We start from the raw sequence: 20703 nt of genomic DNA on the forward strand, positions 1-20703 counted from the left end.
TGACACCATGGGGTGATATTTATGCGAACGGACGGAGACAGCTGGGACATCGTGACGAGCGTGGGTCTGACCGCCCTGGGCGTCGCCACGTTTCGCGCACTCGAGACGCTCGATCCCGAGCCGATGATCAACGACGTCTATGCAGCGTGGTTCGTCGAGGCGGCGGGTGAACCGCACTTTCTGCAGAAACTGCACGAGCCGGCGTCGGCGGGTTCGGCCGGATTGTTCGGGCGGTTCATGGGGGTTCGGACAAGGTTCTTCGACGAATTCTTCGCCGCGGCGTGGCAGCAGGGTCTGCGGCAGGCGGTGATCCTGGCATCCGGTCTGGATGCGCGGGCCTATCGGCTGGATTGGCCCGCGGGCACAGTCGTCTTCGAGATCGATCAGCCCGATGTGCTGGAGTTCAAGAACCGGGTGCTCGCCGAGCACGGTGCCGTGGCCACGGCCGATCGGCGCGCGCTGGCGGTCGATCTGCGCGACGACTGGCCGGCCGCGCTGACTACTGCGGGTTTCGATCCGGGGCGGCCGTCGGCGTGGTCGGCCGAGGGACTGTTGCCGTTCCTGCCGGGTTCGGCACACGACGCATTGTTCGAACGCATCGACGCCCTGTCCGTACCCGGCAGCTGCGTGGCCGCCGACGACTTCGGCCGCGGCATGGACCAGCGCCACTTCGACATGGAGGAAAAGTTCTTCGGCCCCAACCCGTTCGGCAACTTGAACGTGCACGACCTGTGGTACGACGACACCCGCGCCGATCCCGGGGATTGGCTGTCTCAGCACGACTGGTCGGTCCACCGCGTCACCCCCATCGACCTGGCCGCCACCTACGGCCACCCGATCACCGACTTGCCCTCCGACCTGCCCGCCGAGCTGCTCGACCGGCTGCGGCAGGCGTCCTATGTATCGGCCGAGAAGCACCGGTGAACGCGGACCTGCGTGGCCGGCTCAGCCGTTGGCGAGCGCACGGTCAGCCAGTGCGGCGATGACCGGTCCGAGTGTTCTGGCGTAACTGACGGTGAGATGGTTGTCGTCGCGGTACACCAGGTTGTCACCGATGATGAGGGGGCAGCTGGCGGCGGTACAGAACAGTGAGGTCAGATCGGCGTACTGGCCGCCGCCGATGGTAGCTGCCGCCTGCTCAGCCGCCGTACCCGCGTCGTCGACCGCTTCCGGCCGCGTCGGCGTGCATGCCGCGGCATTGTCGATATGTTCGGACAGGCACGCAGGCACGGTGGTGTGCGGATCGGGGATCGACCCGAGAACGAGGACCGCCGCTCCGGTCGCTCGCAGCTGGCCGACCAGGCGGTTCAGGCTCTCGATCCAGGCCTGGTCATAAGAGACGAAGCCGAAGTCGGCGCCGTAGCGCCGGGACATGCTCACCACGATCAGCCGGGGGCGTTCGGTCTGCAACCTGGTCAGGATCTGGCCGCGCCACTGCTCGCATTCGGTGTACTCCCGGCCCAGATAAGGGCTGGTGATGGGCAAGCCGAGCAACGGACAGGTGACCTTGGCCATGGTTTCCAGCCGCCAGTGCCGCTCCGCGGCGATCGACTCGAACGCCGGATGCCACATCGCGGCGTGTGAATCGCCGACCAGGGCCACTGTCGTGGCCGAGTCCGGATCGCCGGAGGCGCACTCGGCTTGTCCCACGTCACGCCACGATCGCACGCAGCCGTCGACGAACACGCCCGCCTTGTCGCTGGGCGCGTCGGCCAGCGACGGGGTGAGATTCGAAGGGACAGCACGGATTCCAGCCGCGGCAGCGACTGCGGCCTGCGTCTGTGCGGTCAGCTGCCGGACCGCTGCGTCGCGCGCGTCCGCGCTGGGAGTGGCCGGTGCGGCCGGCGTGGCGAGCGTGAGAGCCGCGGCGGCTGCGCCGCGGCCGACCGGGACGGGAGTGAGCACGAGCAGCATCAGTGCCACACCACCGGCGACCGCGGTAATCGCGCCACCACAGGCCAGGCTGCGTGCCGCCGACCCTCGCAACGGGGCGGCGAAGCGAACCGGATTCTCGACCAGCCACAACGTGAGCATGGCGAGTCCGCCTGCCATCATGACCGCCCCCATCGAGCCACCCCGGCCGAGTTGGTGACCGAGCACGCACGGCGCCAGCAGTAATACCGGCCAGTGCCACAGATACCAGGAGTACGACACGCGGCCGATCGCCCGCATTACCGGCAATGCCAGTCCGCGACCAACCCCGAATCCTGTTTCCACACAACCCGATACGATCACCAGTGCGGTACCGAGAGCGGGCAGCAGGGCCGCAGTCCCCGGATACGGTGTCTTCCCGTTCAGCTGGGTACACGCGGCAACGATCAGGGTCAGACCGATCCATCCGGCCGGGGCGGCGACCGATTTCGGCAACCGGGACCACGCACCGGCCGAGAGCGCGATCATGCCGCCGGCGCCCAGCTCCCAGGCCCGCGCCGGCAGCGAGAAGAACGCCCACGGTGGCAGCGTGCGGGTCCAGGTCAGCGCGATCGTAAAGGAGAGCGCGGTGACAACCGCAAGGACGACCAGGTACGGAAACACGGCGGCCGATCCGATCCCGCGCCGCCGCGCGAACCAGGCCGTGCCGGCGATCAGTGCGGGCCACAACAAATAGAACTGCTCTTCCACACCGAGCGACCAGAAGTGCTGAAACGGCGACGGAAGCGTGTCGCCGGCAAGGTAGTCGGTGCCGTGCAGCGCGAGCCGATAATTCCCGGCGTACAAGGCGCTGGCGATCCCATCGCCGAGGACTTGACGAGCCTGCAGCGGCGGCAGCAGTACCGCCGCGCCGATCGCGGTGGCGACCACCACGACACCCGCCGCGGGCAGCAGGCGGCGGGCACGCGCGCCGTAGAACCGGAGCAGCCCGACGGTATCGGCGGAAGCCGTTTCCCGCCAAAGGATTCCGGTGACGAGGAAGCCGGAAATGACGAAAAAGACATCGACCCCGACGAATCCGCCCACGAGCCCGGGCGTGTTCGCATGAAAAAGCACAACGGCCAGTACGGCGACTGCTCGTAACCCCTCGATGTCGGCCCGAAATGAACCGCGCGGCGTCGCATCGGGCGTCTGATCAATCCGCCGATTTATCAATCCGCCGCTCGCCGCCACCGTCATGGGCGGCATTGTTATCGGTCTCGCTGGCTAAGTCACGGCAACTCACCGCGCGCCAGGCGCCCGACCTCGAACGTTCGGCACCACAGGCAGATCGAGTTCGGTATCGGGATTGCACTGTGCGCCGAGCGCGCGGTCGAATCCGACGCTACTGTGGTCCCGCCCACGATCGAGGCCGACTACCACGTGGGGCAAGCGCGGTCCATCCTGGGAAGGCGGAAGGCAGCTATGTCGCGAACGATTCTCTACCCATCCGACGAGTTGATCCGAACCGTGACCGCCACCTTGCTCGGAGCCGACGAGCCGTCGGACTCGACTCCCCTCTTTTTCGGCCTCACCCTGGCGGGTCCGGATCAGATCGGCCTTCTCACGCTGCCGACGTCTGCTGATCCGCCGTTCCAGGATCTGGCGACGCTTCTCGCGGGCGCCCCGTAAGACGCTGTGGGGGTTCGGATTCCACGCGGAAGCGGCTGTTGTGCGGACCGCCGACGCGCGGGGCAATCTCTGGTCGGCGTCCCGGGAGCACCCCGGCGCCGACGTCGTGGAAACATTCCGGTCGGCCGATCACGGTGTGCCGGACGATCCGATCGATCGAGAGCTGTGGGTCGCCGCACTGGCTCTCGCAGCGCTCTGAGTGACTCCCCGCCGGATACGGAGTCTCAGGACCGCTCCGCGTGCGGGTGGCTATTGATCCAGCAACTGGTGAGCGCCCCGCCCCGGATGCAACCCGTCTGACGTCATGACGCCGGTGCCTGTGATTTGATAGGGCACAAATACTCCAAAATCGATTCCTTCTCGCTTTGTTCGACACTGGTCCGCCAACGGTGTGCCGGGATACGGCCGGGTTCGTGGGTTTCGGCAAGACCTGTGGGCTCGACGCGAGAGGACTGTAGTACTCGAATGGATAGGGTTCGTCGCACTGTTCGGGGTCGAATTCGCCGCAGATCGAGTAGCCCGCTCTTCACGCAGTTGTTGGGGGCCGCGGTCGAATCCGCGGCCGACTCGATCGCGATCCGCTACAACCCGACGGGCGAACTCGCTGATCAGCGCGAACTCACCTACACGGAGCTGGACGAGTCGTCATCGCGACTGGCACGGGAACTGATCCGGCGGGGCGTGGGCCCCGGCGACGTCGTTGCCGTCGGCTTGGCGCGCTCGATCGAATCCGTGCTGGCCGTATGGGCCATCGCCAAGACCGGTGCCGCCTACGTGCCGGTCGACCCCAGCCTTCCGCCGGAGCGCAGCGCATACATCGTCGCCGACTCTCGGGCGGTGCTGGGGCTCACCGACTCGACGCATCGCTCGCGGTTCGGCAGCGAGATCTACTGGCTCGACATCGATGATCCGCTGCACCGGGAGCGGATCGCGGCACAGCCCGCACATCCGATCTCCTACGTCGACCGGGTGGGCACACCGACCGAACAGCATCCGGCCTACGTCATCTACACCTCCGGCTCCACCGGTCGCCCGAAGGGCGTTGTGGTGACTCACGCCGGTATTGCGATGCTGGTGAACGCTCAGCGAGAGCGCTACGCGGTCGACGGCGATTCGCGGGTGCTGCACGTTTGTTCGCCGAACTTCGATGTATCGGTACTCGAGCTGCTGCTGGCCTTCAGTTCCGGCGCGACGCTCGTGGTGTCCCCGCCGGCGGTGTTCGGCGGCGCCGAACTCGGCGACCTGTTACGTCGTGAGCGTGTCACGCACATGCTGATCACGCCCGCGGCGCTGGAGTCGGTCGATCCGGCCGGACTCGACGCGTTGCGGGTCGTGGTAGTCGCGGGTGATGCGTTCGGCCCCCGGCTGGTCGAGCGGTGGGCGGTCGCCGGACGGTATTTCTACAACGCTTACGGCCCCACCGAGGTCACCGTTCTCGCCACTGCTAGCGCCGAGTTGGCGCCCGGTCAGCCGATCACCATCGGTACCGCCCTACCGGGTGTCGGCGCGGTGGTACTCGATTCGCGGTTGCGGCCGGTACCCGCCGAAGTGATCGGCGAACTGTACCTGTCCGGTCCCGCGCTCGCGCAGGGTTACCTGGGGCGGGCGGCGCTCACGGCGGAACGATTCGTGGCGAATCCGTTCGGCGGGGAAGCCGGCATCCCTGGCGCACGGATGTATCGCACCGGCGATCTGGTGCGGCGCCGCATGGCCGATGGCGCGATCGAATATCTGGGACGCTCGGATTTCCAGGTCAAGATCCGCGGCTTCCGTATCGAGCCAGGTGAGATCGACGCCGCGCTGACCGGTCACCCCGATATCGAATACGCCGCGACTCTCGGCAAGCTCGCGCCCTCCGGCGCGACCGTACTGGTCTCCTACGTGCTGCCGCGCAACGGCATTTCCCTCGATGCCGGAGAACTCCTGCGCTTCGCCGGAACCGCATTGCCCGGCCATATGGTGCCATCCGCGATCGTCGTGCTCGATGCGATCCCCTTGTCCGCCAACGGAAAGCTCGATCGGCAGGCCTTGCCCGAGCCGGTGTTCGAGGCGGCGGTGACGCGTGCCCCCGTGGGCGCCGTCGAATCCCGGCTCGCCGAGTTGTATGCCCAAGTGCTCGGTGTGCGGGTCGGGGCGGAGGACTCGTTCTTCGCCGCCGGTGGAGACAGCATCCTCTCGATCCAGTTGGTCTCGCGGGCCCGCGCGGCAGGGATAGTGTTCACCCCCCAGGACGTGTTCGAGCAGCGCACCGTGGCCGGGTTGGCGAGGGTCGCGGCTGTCGGTGCCGAACCCGTGCCGAGGCTCTCGGAGTTGCCCGGCGGCGGTATCGGGGAGATTCCGCTGACACCGGTGCTGGCCGCCCACCTCGTCGGAGGGAGGTCGTTCGCCCGGTTCACCCAGCACATGGTGCTTGCCCTACCCGAGCACATCGACCGGGCGGGTTTGGTGGCCACGCTCGCCGCGGTGCTGGACCACCACGACATGCTGCGGGCACGGTTGTGGTCCGACGACGGGCGATGGCAGCTGCACACTCTGCCGCCGGATGCGGTGGACGTGGACGCGCTGCTCACTCGTATCGACGTGCCCGCGGGACTGGACAGCGATCAGCTATGCGGAACCACCAGTGCGGCAATGGATTCCGCCCTCGACACGCTCGACCCGGCGGCGGCCCGGATGATCGCCTGCACCTGGCTGTCTCGACCGGACGGCCGGGATGCGCTGATCATCGCCGCGCATCACTACGTGATCGATGGCGTCTCGTGGCGAATCCTGATCTCGGACTTGGTGACCGCGTGGGCGCAACGCGACGCTGGGCACCGGATCGAGCTGCCCGACGTCGGCACGTCGTTCCGGCGGTGGGCGCACGGTCTGGTCGAGGCGGCGACGGCCGCGGACCGTACCAGCGAACTGCCGTATTGGCGGCAGGTTCTGACCGTCGCTGATCCGCTATTGGGCGCGCGGCCACTCGACCCGGTCGTCGACACCGCGGCCACGGTGCGGCATTTCACCGTCACGGTGCCGGCCGAGATCACCCATTCGGTGTTGACCGAGTTGCCGAGGCTGTATCGGAGCGGAGTCAACGACGGTCTGCTCGCGGCGTTGGCGCTGGCGGTGCGCTCGTGGCGAGCGACAAGAGGGGTCGATGCCGCGGCCACGCGAATCCGGCTCGAGGGACACGGTCGTGAAGAAACCGCCGTCGCCGGTGCCGACCTGAACCGCACTGTCGGCTGGTTCACCAGCATGTACCCGGTTGCGCTCGATCTGTCCGGCATCGACGCCGATGCCGCATGGAACACCGCCGACGCGACCGCGGCGATGCTCAAGACAGTGAAGGAGCAGCTGCTCGCGGTGCCGGATAGAGGCATCGGCTTCGGCATGCTGCGTCATCTCGACACCGATACCGCAGGCGAACTCGACGGTGCGCTCGGCCAGATCGGTTTCAACTATCTCGGTCGGATTTCCGCAGGCGACGTACCGGAGGGGCTGACGGATCACAGTTGGCTACCGACCGCCGACTGGGGCACCCCGGAAGCCGACCAGGATCGGGCGATGCCCGCGGCCGCCGTGGTGGATATCAACGCGATCGTTACCGATACCGACGCGGGCGCGCAGATGCGTGCGTCCTTCGCTTACGCGTCCGAGATCCTCGACGAGGACTCCGTGCGGGAGCTGGCCGAGTACTGGGTGGCCGCACTGACCATGCTCGCCGGACATGTACACGATCCGGCGGCCGGTGGCCTGACTCCGGCGGATGTCCCGCTCGTGCGGATCACCCAGGGTGAACTCGATATCTGGCAGCGGGAGCACCCGGGTCTGGTCGATGTCCTGCCGCTGTCGCCCCTGCAGCTCGGATTGCTTTTCCTGACACAGCTTTCGGATGATTCGGCAGATCCCTATCTGCTGCAGTTGGCGGTGGAGTTGTCCGGTGTGATCGATCTGGATCGCCTACGGCGGGCGGCGCAAGCGATGTTGGATCGGCATATGATCCTGCGGGCCGCCTTCCAAACTTCGGTCGAGGGCACCCCGGTCCAGATCGTCGCGGAGGGTCTCGAGGTCCCGTGGCGGATCGTCGACATCTCGGACACCGATCCGGCCTCGCTCCTGGCCGCCGAAGCACGCCTCGGGTTCGATCCGACGGTGGCGCCGCTGCTGCGATTCACGGTGTATCGCACGAACTCCGGACGCGTACATCTGGTGTTGACCGCGCATCACATCCTGTTGGATGGCTGGTCGATGCCGTTGCTGATGAAGGAACTACTGGTTTCCTATGCGGCCGACGGTGATTCGACGCCGCTGCCGCGGGTCAGGCCGTATCGGGACTATCTCGCCTGGTTGGCGCGCTACGACCGGGACGCCACCCTGCAGACGTGGCGCGCGGCGCTGGCAGCTCCGACACCGACTCGGCTGGCCACGACCCTGCCGCCGCCCGCGACTCCCGCCGACGGCCACGGGGTTTGCGCCGCCGATCTGTCACCTGATGAGACAGCCGAGCTGCTGAGGTTCGCCGCCGCAACCGAGGTCACCGTCAATACGGTGGTCCAGGCGGCGTGGGGTCTGGTGCTCGCGGCGTGTGCCGGCGGCGATGATGTCGTGTTCGGCGCGGTGGTTTCCGGGCGGCCGCCGCAGGTCGACGGGGTCGACGAAATGGTCGGCCTGTTCGCCAATACCGTCCCGGTTCGGGTTCGGTTCGACTCCGATGCGCCGGTGCGGCAGCTGCTGATTCGGCTGCAGTCCGAACAGGTTTCATTGCTCGACTGCCATCACATCGGGTTGGCCGATATTCAACGCGCCGCTGGTACGGGTGAGTTGTTCGATTCTCTCGTGGCCTTCGAGTCGTATCCCATCGACACCGATGGTTTGCGGCAGGCCCACGCGAGGATCGACGGGCTGGAGGTCGTCGATCTCCAAGGTCGCAACTTCACGCACTATCCGGTGGCTGTCGTGGTCGAGTTGGGCACCCAACTGCATGTACAAGTGCAGTACCGGCGCGACATGATCACCACCGCGACCGCACAGGCGCTCGCCGCGCGGTTGCGGTTGCTCATCGGTGAATTCGTTGCGACACCGGAGCGCACGCCGGCGGAAATAAATCGGTTCTTCGATGATCGCGGCGATCTGATCTCGCAGACGCGCTACTGGCGCACCGCGCTCCAGGGCCTGCCGGATGAGCTGAACCTGCCCGTGGATCGTCCACGGCCTGCGATCCCCTCCCTTGCGGACTCGTGCGTCGAATTCGAGATCGGTGCGGATCTGCGGCACCGGCTACACCAAGTCGCGCACGACACGACGGTGTTCACCGTCGTACACGCGACCCTCGCGGTACTGCTTGCGCGACTATCGGGTACCGATGACATCGCTATCGGCACCCCCGCGGAAACGGGCGGATCGGTCGACACGGTCGTACTGCGCACCAGGGTGCCGGGTGAAATCTCCTTCGACGATCTGCTCACGCAGGCGAAAGATATTGCCCAACAGGCATTCGCACGAGCAGAACTGCCCTTCGAAGAGTTGGTAGCACTGCTGGATCCGGTCCGGTCGGACGCACGTCACCCACTGGTACAGGTGATGTTGTCCGCTGATGATCGGACTCCCGTCGCACGCGGCCCGTTCGATCTGGCCCTGCACATTCGGGAGAACCGAGACAGCGCCCGCATCGTCGCGAACCTCTCTTTCGCGCCCGATCTGTTCGACCGGCGCACCGTGGAGGTCTTCGCCGAACGATTCCTCCGGCTGCTGGCGGCCGCGGTGCACCGCCCCGGGGACCCGATCGGTGACCTGCCGTTGCTCGACGACGACGAACTGGCCCTGCTGACCCGGGTCCACCACGACGGGCGGGCGCACCGGTTGCTGCCTGATCTGCTGACTCGTGGAGTCGCCATGGGCCGGGACCGGATCGCGGTGCGATACCAGGGTCGATCGATCAGTTACGGCGAACTCGACGACCAATCGTCACGTTTGGCGAGAATCCTGATCGATCGAGGTGTCGGTCCCGAACTGCCGGTCGCGGTGTCACTGCCCCGTTCCTACGAAATGGTGCTGGCAGCCATCGCGATCGCCAAGGCCGGTGGTGCGCACCTACCGGTCGACCCGGCTCATCCCGCGCATCGGGTACGGCACATGTTGACCGATTCCGGTGCGGCCCTGGGCATTACCGGATCCGACTACGCCGATCGCCTACCCGATGCGGTGGATTGGCTGGTGCTGGATGCACCGGCGACGGCGGTGTTGTGCGCCGGCAAGTCCGCCGACACGGTCACCGATGCCGAGCGGATCGCGCCGTTGCGGACGCAACATCCGGCCTACGTGATCTATACCTCGGGCTCGACGGGCCTGCCCAAGGGGGTCGCCGTAACCCATGGCGGGTTGAGCGATCTGGTCGATCATTCGGTCGGCCAGTACGGCCTCGAGCCGCACCACCGGTACCTGCATATCTGTTCGCCGAGTTTCGATCCGTCGGTGATGGAGTGGATGTGCGCGTTCTCGGTGGGGGCGACGTTGGTGGTCGTGCCGTCGGATGTCATGGGCGGACCCGAACTCGGCGAGTTGCTGCGGACCGAGGGGGTGACGCACACGATCATCACGCCGGCGGTGCTCGGCACGGTCGATCCATCCGGTGTGGACCGGATGGAAGCGCTGTTCGTGGGTGGGGATGTCCTCACCCCGGAGCTGCTGGCCAAGTGGCAGCCGGGCCGCCGGTTGTTCAACGCGTACGGTCCGACCGAGGCGACGGTCATGTCGTCGAATGTGGAACTTGTTGCGGGGCAGCACATCACGATCGGTAAGCCGATTCTGGGCAGCTCGGCGTTCGTGCTGGATTCGCGGTTGAATCCGGTACCGCCCGGTGTTACGGGTGAGCTGTATCTGGCCGGCGCCGCCTTGGCTCGTGGCTACTGGAACCGCGCCGGGTTGTCCGCGCAGCGATTTGTCGCCAATCCCTGGGGTGGGCCGGGTTCGCGGATGTATCGCACCGGCGACCTGGTGCGCTGGTACGCGGCACCGGAGCAGCGAGCGGGGAATCTCGCCGTTCCGTCGGCGGATTGGCAACTCGACTACGTCGGTCGCGCCGATTTCCAGGTGAAGGTCCGTGGTTTCCGCATCGAGCTCGGCGAGATCGACACGGTGCTCGGCCGACATGCCGATATCGATTTCGTGGTCACGCTGGGACGTGAGATGCCCGGTGGTGCAACGGCATTGGTGTCGTATGCGCTGGCGGCGCCGGGGCGGGTGGTGGATCCGGCCGGACTGCGGGACTATGCGGCCGGGATCCTGCCGTCGCATATGGTGCCCACGGCGATTGTGGTGCTGGACCGGGTTCCGTTGACTTCGAACGGAAAGCTGGACCGTAAAGCGTTGCCGGAGCCGGTGTTCCCGACGGCGGTGTCGCGTGCCCCGGTCGGCGCAGTGGAGTCGCGGCTTGCCGAGCTCTTCGCGCAGGTGCTGGGTGTGGCGCGGGTCGGGGTGGACGATTCGTTCTTCGCGGTCGGCGGTGACAGCATCATGTCGATCCAGTTGGTGTCGCGCGCCAAGGCGGCGGGGATGGTGTTCACCGCGCGGGATGTGTTCGAGCAGAAGACAGTCGCGAGGTTGGCGCGTGTTGCCGTGGTCGGTGCGGAGTCGGCGGCGGTTCTGGCGGAGTTGCCCGGCGGTGGTGTCGGCGCGGTTCCGTTGACTCCGGTCCTTGCCTGGTTCCTCGCCAACGGTTCATACGGCCGGTTCGCCCAGAGCATGGTGCTCGGTTTGCCGGAGGGGATCGATCGCGCGGGTGTGGTGGCCACTGTCGACGCGGTGCTCGATCATCATGATGTGCTCCGCTCGCGCGTATGGCAGGCGGACGGGTCGTGGCGGTTCGAGGTGTTGGCGCGTGGCGCCGTCGAGGCCGACGCGCTGGTCGCCGAGGTCGAGGTGCCCACGGGTGTCGACGAGGCCGAGCTGAACCGAATTGCCAACGCGGCCATGGATTCCGCGCTGGCCACATTGGATCCCGCTGCGGGCCGGATGATCACGTTCACGTGGCTGCGCAGACCCGATGCGCGCGACGCTGTCGCCGTCGCGGTCCATCACTATGCGATCGATGGTGTGTCGTGGCGCATCCTGATCCCGGATCTGGTGCTGGCGTGGGCGCAGCGCCGCGCCGGGCAGCCGGTGGCATTGCCCGCCGTCGGCACTTCCTTCCGGCGCTGGGCGCACGCCCTGGTGGAAGCGGCTGCCACACCGGACCGTGTCGAGGAACTCGGTTATTGGCAGCGGGTGTTGGCCACACCGGATCCACTGCTCGGCACGCGTGCCGTGGACCCGGTCGCCGATACCTTCCAGACCAGGGGCGTGTTCGATATCCGGGTTCCGGTCGAGGTCGCCGATGCCGTGCTCACCAAGGTTCCCGCGCTGTACCAGGGCGGCGCCAACGACAGTCTGCTGGCCGCGCTCGCGATGGCGGTGCGTTCCTGGCGGGCACGGCGCGGAATCGATGCTCCGGTCACGCGGCTGCGGCTCGAGGGGCACGGTCGCGAGGAAGACGCGGTGCCCGGCGCTGACCTGACCCGCACCGTGGGTTGGTTCACCAGCATCAGTCCGGTGGCCATCGACCTGTCCGGAATCGACACCGAAGCCGCTCTGGCCGGGGGCGAAGCGACCGCCGGGGTGCTGAAATCGGTGAAGGAGCAACTGCTTTCCGTGCCCGATCGCGGCATCGGTTTCGGCCTGCTCCGGCATCTGAATCCGGATACCGCCGACGCGCTGGCCGGTGATCTCGGGCAGATCAGCTTCAACTACCTCGGCCGCGTCTCGACGGGCGCAGTGCCCGACGGCCTCTCGGACTGGTTGCCGACCGGAGAACTGGGAGCCATTGCCGCAGAGCCGAATCCGGACCTTCCGCTGTCCGCGGTGATCGACATCAACACGATCGTCAGCGATACCGCGGAAGGCCCCCGGATGGTGGCGTCGTTCGCCTTTGCCGCCGCGATTCTCGACGAGGCGGCGGTGCGGGAGTTGGCCGAGGACTGGCTGGCCGCGCTCACCGCGATTGCCGACCACTCGAAGGATCCGGCTGCCGGCGGTCTGACTCCGTCGGACGTGCCGCTGGTGCGGGTCTCCCAGGTCGAGTTGGACCAGTGGCGGCGGAACCATCCTGGACTGTCGGATGTGCTGCCACTGTCACCGCTGCAGAATTCGCTGCGGGTGCTCATCGAGCTACTGGACGGATCGGTCGACGCCTACATAATCCAGCTGGCAGCGCGGCTGACGGGCGAGCTGGATATGGGCCGGTTGCGCCGAGCCGCGCAGACCATTCTGGACCGGCACGCGAACCTGCGGTCGGCCTTCGTACCCACAGTCGACGGGACGTCGGTGCAACTGGTGGTGGACGGGGTCGAGGTGCCGTGGCAGATCGTCGACGGCGTGTCCGAGGCCGAGCTGCCGGAACTGCTGGTCGCCGAGCGGCGACGCGGATTCGATCCGGCGGTGGCGCCGCTGCTGCGATTCACGGTGTACACCACCGACTCCGGGCACCACGGGGGGATGGCAGCCGACGGAGCTTGCGTAGTCGGCGGGGTGGGTGAGCACGGGGGGATGGCAGCCGACGGAGCTTGCGTAGTCGGCGGGGTGGGTAAGCACAGCCACCTCGTGTTGACCGGACACCACATCCTGCTCGACGGCTGGTCGATGCCGCTGTTGATGAAAGAACTCCTGGTCCTGTACGCGACCGGCGGCGACACGGCACTGCTCGCACCGGTCCGGCCCTACCGCGACTACCTGCGGTGGCTCGCGCAGCAAGACCAGGAGGCCGCGGTGCGCGCCTGGTCGGACGTGTTGACCGGCGCCACCGCGACCATGCTTGCCCCCGAACTGGCATGGCCCGCGGCGACCGGTGATGGGTTCGGCGTCTGTGAATTCGATCTGCCGACCGCACAGACCTCGGCGCTCACGGCGTACGCGGCAACGGCCGAAGTCACCGTCAATACGGTGATACAGGCGGCGTGGGGTCTGGTCATCGCCGGTAGCACCGGGCGCGACGATGTCGTCTTCGGCGCGACCGTCTCGGGCAGACCGCCGCAACTCGACGGTATCGGCGACATGATCGGCCTGTTCGTGGATGCCATCCCGGTACGGATCCGGTTCGATCGCGGCACATCGGTGCGGGCTCTGTTGGAGGGTTTGCAGGCCGAGCAAGCGTCACTGTTGGACCATCACCACCTCGGACTCGGCGCGATCCAACGCGTCGCCGAGCTGTGCTCACCCACCCCGCCGACTACGCAAGCTCCGTCGGCTGCCATCCCCCAGTGCTCACCCACCCCGCCGACTACGCAAACTCCGTCGGCTGCCATCCCCCAGTGCTCACCCACCCCGCCGACTACGCAAACTCCGTCGGCTGCCGTCCTCCATGACGAGCTGTTCGACACGATGCTGGTCTTCGAGTCCTACCCGGTCGACGCCGAGGGGCTACAGCAGGCCGGCGGCGCCATCGACGGGTTGCGGATCGAGCAAATGCGCGGGGCCGACTTCACGCATTATCCGATCACCGTTGTGGTCTTCCTGGAGACCCGGACGCTGGTGCAGGTGAAGTACCGGCGCGATGTCGTCGCCGACGAGACGGCACAGGCCGTGGCCGATCGGCTGCGGCGTGTGCTCAGCGATCTGCCCGCGACGCCGGACCGTACCGCGGCCGATATCGCGCTGCTGTGCGACACCGAGTCGGACGACCTGATCACCAGGTCTCGGTACTGGCGCACCGCATTGGCGGGCCTGCCCGATCGGCTGGAACTGCCGACCGACCGACCGCGCACGGCGGCGCGGTCCGATGTCCGCGGGCAGGTGGAGTTCTCGGTGCCGAACGAGGTACGCCTGGGTCTCCGACAGCTTGCGCACAAGGCGGGCGTGACATGGACGGCGGTGGTGCGCACGGCATTGGCGGTCGTGCTCGCGCGACTATCAGGCTCCGACGACATCGCGATCGGCACTCCGACGCCGGGCGGCCGCCGGGCCGAGTTGGTGTTGCGTACCCGGGTGGATCGGGCCGCGCGCTTCGCGGACCTCCTACCCGACGCACATCAGCGTGAACTGCAAGGGTTCACGCACGCGGGTATTCCGTTCGACGAGTTGGTCGATCTGCTGGGAGCGCGGCTGTCGCCGGATCGCCATCCCCTGTTCCAGGTGGCCCTGTCGTTCCAGAGTCCGCCGGATGCGGTCGGGGATCTGGCACTGGCGATCTCGGCCGCGGCCGACGACTCGGACCAGATGCGCGGCGAGATGTCCTTCGCGCGTGACCTTTTCGATGACAGTACGGCGGAGATGTTCGCCCGGCGGTTCGTTCGGGTGCTGGCGGAGGTCGTGGACGAGCCCGCGACGCAGGTGCGCGATCTGCCGCTGTTGGTCGACGACGAGTACGAGTGGCTGACCCGGATGGGCGGCGGCGCCCCGGCTACCGTCGGGATGCTGCCGGATCTGCTGACCCGGGGAGTCGGTTTCGGGCGTGATCGCATCGCGGTGCGCGACGCGGAGCGGGCCTACACCTACGGTGAGCTCGACCAGCTGTCGTCGCGTCTGGCGCGCGTACTGATCGATCGAGGTGTCGCGCCGGAGACGGTGGTGGCGCTGGCGATGCGACGTTCGTACGAGATGATCGCCGCGGTATGGGCGGTCGCCAAGGCCGGTGGTGCGTATCTGCCGGTCGATCCGAGCTATCCGGTGGACCGGGTGCGGCACATGGTGGCCGATTCCGGTGCGGTGGTGGGCATTACGGTCGCTGAGCACGCAGATCTGCCCGACACGGTGGACTGGCTGGTGTTCGACGATCCCGCGGTGCTCGCACGCTGCGCCGCCCACTCGGCGGCGGCGGTGACCGACGCGGACCGTCGTGCGCCGCTGCGCATGTCGCATCCGGCCTATGTGATCTACACGTCGGGGTCTACGGGATTGCCCAAGGGGGTCGCCGTCACCCACGCCGGGCTCGGTGGACTCGTCGGCCACACTGTCGACATGCTCGGGCTCGGACCGCAACATCGGATGCTGCATGTGTGTTCGCCGAGTTTCGACCAATCGATCGAGGAGTTCTCCAGCGCATTCTACAGCGGTGCCACCCTGGTGATCGCCGCACCGGATATCGTCGGCGGCACCGAACTGCACGACCTGCTGCGCGGCGAGCGGGTGACGCACACGATCATCACCCCGGCGCTGCTCGGCACCGTCGATCCCGCCGGCCTGGACGACTTGGCGGTGGTGTCCGCAGGCGGCGAGGCCACCACTGCCGAACTGCTTACCAGGTGGCAGCCGGGTCGCCGCTTCATCAACGGATATGGTCCGACCGAGGCGACGATCGGCGCCACCTATACGACTCTGCTTGCGGGACAGCGGGTAACGATCGGCCGTCCGGTACCCGGCGGGTGGGCGGTGGTGCTCGATGAGCGGTTGCACCCGGTGCCCGCGGGTGTCACCGGTGAGCTGTATCTGGCCGGCCCGGCACTGGCCCGCGGATATCACGGGCGTTCCGGCTCGACGTCGGAACGTTTCGTCGCGAATCCGTGGGGTCCGCCGGGCGAGCGGATGTACCGAACCGGCGATCTGGTCCGATGGGTCGAGGTAACGAATGCCACGGCTACCGGTTGGGAGTTGGAGTACCTGGGCCGCACGGACTTCCAGGTGAAGATCCGTGGCTTCCGCATCGAACTCGGGGAGATCGACGCGGTGCTCGCCGCACACCCCGACGTGGACTACGCGGTGACCGTCGGGCGCGAAAACCCCAGCGGGGCCACGATTCTGGTGTCGTATGTGCTGGGCCGGTCGCTGGATCCGGATCAACTGGCGCGGTGGGCTGCGCAAAGCCTGCCGTCGCATATGGTTCCCGCGTCGGTCGTGGTGCTCGACGAGATTCCATTGACCGCGGTCGGCAAGCTCGACCGAAATGCCCTCCCCGAACCGCAGTTCGCGGCGCGCATCTACCGGGAACCGTCGACGGTAGCGGAACGGGCCGTAGCCGGTGTCTTCGCCGAGGTGCTCGGCATCGAGCGGATCGGCGCGGACGACAATTTCTTCGAGCTGGGCGGCAATTCGCTGCTCGCAACGCGGGTGACCGCTCGCCTCGGCATGGCGCTGGATGCCCGGGTTCCGGTGCGTGTGCTGTTCGCCGCGCCCACCGTCGCGGGTTGTGCGCGGGAGGTGGCGGAGCTCACCGGTACCGGGAGTCGCCGCGCCCTGGTAGCGGGCCCACGGCCCGAACGTATTCCGCTGTCGCCCGCACAGCAACGGATGTGGTTTCTCAACAGGTTCGATACCGAGTCGACCGCATACAACATTCCCGTCGCGATCCGCTTGACCGGCGATCTGGATATCGCCGCGCTGGGACAGGCCTTCACCGATGTCGTTGTGCGCCATGAGATCCTGCGAACCATATATCCGCAGCCAGGGGAGGCAGCGGATCCGGTGCAGGTCATCCTGCCTCCCGGTCATTGCGAGGTGCCGCGGCTGGAGGTTCGGACCGTCAGTGCCGCCGAGGTGGAATCGGCTGTGCTGGAACTGGTTTCGACGACGACATTCGACGTGACCGCCGAGGTGCCCGTCCGCGCCGTGCTGTTCCGGGTCGCGGACGCCGAATTCGTGCTGGCCATGGTCGTCGACCACATCGCGGGTGACGGCTACTCCGGTGGCCCGCTCACTCGTGATCTGGCGTCGGCATACGCGGCTCGTGCACTGGGGCGGGCCCCGGATTGGTCGCCGCTGGCCGTGCAGTACGCGGATTACACGCTGTGGCACCGTGCGTTGCTCGGCAGTGCGGACCGGCCGGGGTCGATGGCGGCCGAGCAGATCGCCTACTGGCGGCGCGCCCTTGCCGACCTGCCGGATCAGCTGGAGTTGCCGACAGACCGGCCGCGGCCGGCGGTGCAGTCGTTCGCAGGCGGCCGGGTGGAGTTGCACATCGATGCGCGTGCGCATGCGGCGTTGGCGGGGCTGGCACGTGCCGAGGGTGCGACGCTGTTCATGGTTGTGCATACCGCACTGGCAGTGTTGCTGGCTCGCTTGTCCGGCACCGACGATATTGCGATCGGTACGCCGATCGCGGGCCGAGGTGAGGCGGTGCTGGACGATCTGATCGGCATGTTCGTCAACACCCTGGTGTTCCGTACCCGGGTGGATGCGGGTGCGGGTTTCACTGAGTTGCTTGCGCGGCAACGCGATATCGACGTCCAAGCGTTCGCCCATGCCGATGTGCCGTTCGAGCAGTTGGTCGAAGTGCTGAATCCGGTGCGCTCGACGGCGCGGCATCCACTGTTCCAGGTGGGGCTGTCGTTCCAGAATCTTGCCCAGGCCAGGATGGAGTTGCCGGGCTTGACCGTGACGGGGTTGGCAACGGATCGACAGCTGTCGCAGTTCGATCTGCATGTGATCATGGCCGACAGCTACGACGAGGACGGTGTGCCGACGGGTATCGGCGGCTTCTTCACCTACGCCGCGGATCTGTTCGACGAGTCGACGGTGCGGAGTTTCGTGGACCGGTTCGTGCGGGTCCTCGATGCCGTGATCGCGGATCCGCAGGTGCCGGTCGGTGCCATCGATCTGCTCGCGACCGAAGAAAGCGCGCGGATCCTCACGGCATGGAACGACACCGCGCACGAAGTGAATACGGCCACCACGTTGGTGTCGCTGCTCGACGAGACTGTCACTGCCACCCCGGAGTCTACGGCGCTGGTCGCTGCCGATGGCACTCGGATCTCCTACCGTGAGCTGGATGCCCGCGTGAACCAGGTTGCGCGGTACTTGATTTCACTAGGTGTGGGCCCGGAGTCGCGGGTGGCGTTGGCTATTCGGCGTTCGGTGGATCTGGTCGTCGCGATGTATGCGGTGAGCAAGGCCGGCGGTGTGTACGTGCCGGTCGATCCGGATCAACCCGCGCAGCGGACCGACTACATGCTGCAGACGGCGGCACCGGTTTGTGTGCTGACGAATGCCGATGCCGGTTTCGAAACCTCCGCTGCGCCGGTGGTGCCGATGGATCGACTGGACCTGTCCTCGGTGGACTCGGCCCCGATCACCGACGCAGAGCGGATCGCGCCGTTGCGCGCCGGGCACGCGGCCTATGTGATCTTCACATCGGGTTCCACGGGTCGCCCGAAGGGGGTCGCGGTCTCACACGGTGCGATTGTCAATCAGTTGCTTTGGAAGACAGCGCAATTCGGATTGACCGTCGATGACACCGTGTTGTTGAAAACGGCCGCGACGTTCGATTTGTCGGTGTGGGAATTCTGGTCGGCCGCGGCCTGCGGCGGCCGCCTGGTGATCGCCGCGCCGGATGGCCACCGCGACCCGGCATACCTGAACGAGCTGATGAAACGTCAGGGCGTGACCACGCTGCACGCGGTGCCGTCGATGCTCGACGCATTGCTGACGGGTCGGCTGCCGGACTCGTTGCGCCAGGTGCTGGCGATCGGTGAGACCCTGCCTGCCGCGCTGGCGCGCCGATTCGCGGCGGCGGCGCCCGACACGTCGCTGTACAACCTGTACGGCCCGACCGAGACGGCGGTGTCGATCACCAGCCATCAGGTGCGCAGGTTCGATGAACTGGCCGTCCCGATCGGCAGGCCGGCGTGGAACAGTCGGGTATACGTGCTGGATTCGCGGTTGCGCCCGGTTCCGGTCGGCGTCGCGGGTGAGCTGTACTTGGCCGGAAAGCAGTTGGCGCGGGGCTACTTCGGTCGCGCTGACCTGACGGCGGATCGTTTCGTTGCCGACCCGTTCCAGCCGGGCGCCCGGATGTATCGCACCGGCGATCTGGTGGCCTGGAATACCGAGGGCGAACTCGACTATCGGGGCCGCACCGATTTCCAGGTGAAGATCCGTGGCTTCCGAATCGAACTAGGCGAGATCGACGCGGTACTGGCCGCCCATGCGGAAGTGGATTTCGCCGTCACAATCGGCAAGCAGAGTTCCGCTGGGGCAACGGTTCTGGTGTCGTATGTGGTGGCCGCCCAGGACCGGGTGATCGATCCGGATCGGCTGATCCACTGGGCTGCACGGACCCTGCCGTCGCATATGGTTCCCGCGGCGATCGTGGTCCTCGACGAGGTCCCGTTGACCCAGGTCGGCAAACTCGATCGCGCGGCGCTGCCCGAACCGGAGCTCGGGACCCGCGCCTTCCACGCACCGACGACAGCGCTCGAGACCATGGTCTGCGAGATTTTCGCGGATGTACTTTGTCTCGATCGCATCGGATTGGATGACAACTTTTTCGAACTCGGCGGCAATTCGTTGATCGCGACCAAGCTGACGGCTCGGTTGAGCGAAGCGATGGCCGAAACGATTCCGGTGATGTGGGCGTTCACCGCCCCCACCCCCGCCGGCATCGTCGCGGAGTTGCGTACGCGCGGCGCAGAGGGTGCCGGTGCCGAAGCGGCGTTCGATGTGCTGTTGCCGCTGCGGGTTTCCGGCACCGCCGAGCCGCTGTTCTGCGTCCATCCGATCGGGGGCATCGCGTGGTCGTTCGCCGGGCTGGCAGCCCATCTCGATGCGGATCGGCCCATTTACGGACTACAGTCACCCGCGCTGAGTTCGGCGGACCCACTGCCGGATTCGATCGAGGATTGGGCGCGGCACTACGTCAAACACGTTCGCGAGGTGCAACCGGAGGGTCCCTACCACCTGCTCGGCTGGTCACTCGGCGGTGTGCTCGCGCATGCCATGGCCGTCCAACTCCAGGACGAAGGCGCGCAGGTGGCGCTGCTGGGCATGATGGACAGTCGACTACTCGACATCGGCGCCGGATCCAAACTCGCAGGGATCGAGGTGACGGTGCCGGAACTGCTCGGTGGACTGCTCGGCGATCGAGCCGCGGAATTCGGCCTGGACGAAACGGTGGAATTGTCTGAGCTGGCACAGCGATTGAGTACGCTCCCCGAGCCGTTCGCATCCTTCGGGGCCGCGCGGATCGAACGGGTCGTGGCCGCGGCGATCGGTTCGGCGGCTCTCGACGCGGCATATCGTGCGCGGTCCTTCGACGGAGACCTCGTCTATTTCACCGCGGCCCACGACGATCCGACAGGTTCCGTAGGCGCCGCGACCTGGGCGGACGCGGTGGCGGGTTCCGTACACAACTACCCGGTGGCGAGCACACACTGGCGGATGACCACCGATGCGGCGCTCCGGCGCATCGCGGAGGTGCTGCGCGAGTGGTTGTGATAC

Annotated in this window: 5 protein-coding genes; 4 read left to right on the top strand and 1 reads right to left on the bottom strand. The window is 67.0% G+C overall.

Features of this window, described 5'->3' with window-relative positions:
• Positions 1–21: 21 nt before the first annotated feature.
• A complete protein-coding gene (locus tag ACIBW7_RS05390; protein WP_397044401.1) occupies positions 22–924 on the top strand; it encodes a class I SAM-dependent methyltransferase in 903 nt (300 codons plus the stop codon).
• A 21-nt stretch (positions 925–945) separates the two neighbouring features.
• On the opposite strand, the gene ACIBW7_RS05395 is transcribed toward ACIBW7_RS05390, so the two are convergent.
• Positions 946–3111 (bottom strand): acyltransferase family protein, encoded by a 2166-nt coding sequence (locus ACIBW7_RS05395; RefSeq protein WP_397044402.1) that lies wholly within the window; start codon positions 3109–3111, stop codon positions 946–948.
• 225 nt (positions 3112–3336) lie between these two features.
• Between ACIBW7_RS05395 and ACIBW7_RS05400 the strand changes: the two genes are divergently transcribed.
• The 3 genes from ACIBW7_RS05400 (at position 3337) to ACIBW7_RS05410 (ending at position 20700) form a co-directional block, all read left to right on the top strand.
• Complete coding sequence (locus ACIBW7_RS05400; RefSeq protein ID WP_397044404.1) at positions 3337–3543, top strand: hypothetical protein; 207 nt, start codon at positions 3337–3339, stop codon at positions 3541–3543.
• 40 nt (positions 3544–3583) lie between these two features.
• A complete protein-coding gene (locus ACIBW7_RS05405; protein WP_397044406.1) occupies positions 3584–3742 on the top strand; it encodes a hypothetical protein in 159 nt (52 codons plus the stop codon).
• Positions 3743–4080: 338 nt separating this feature from the next.
• Positions 4081–20700, top strand: coding sequence for an amino acid adenylation domain-containing protein (locus tag ACIBW7_RS05410; RefSeq protein ID WP_397044408.1), 16620 nt, complete (start codon positions 4081–4083; stop codon positions 20698–20700).
• Positions 20701–20703: the final 3 nt, after the last annotated feature.

It is taken from the genome of Nocardia sp. NPDC049526 (genome assembly GCF_044465765.1).
Taxonomy (GTDB): domain Bacteria; phylum Actinomycetota; class Actinomycetes; order Mycobacteriales; family Mycobacteriaceae; genus Nocardia.

Excerpts from the sequence above, each read along its gene's own strand:
- ACIBW7_RS05395 (WP_397044402.1), bottom strand. The coding sequence starts at position 3,111 with ATGACGGTGGCGGCGAGCGGCGGATTGATAAATCGGCGGATTGATCAG.
- ACIBW7_RS05400 (WP_397044404.1), top strand. The coding sequence starts at position 3,337 with ATGTCGCGAACGATTCTCTACCCATCCGACGAGTTGATCCGAACCGTG.
- ACIBW7_RS05390 (WP_397044401.1), top strand. The coding sequence starts at position 22 with ATGCGAACGGACGGAGACAGCTGGGACATCGTGACGAGCGTGGGTCTG.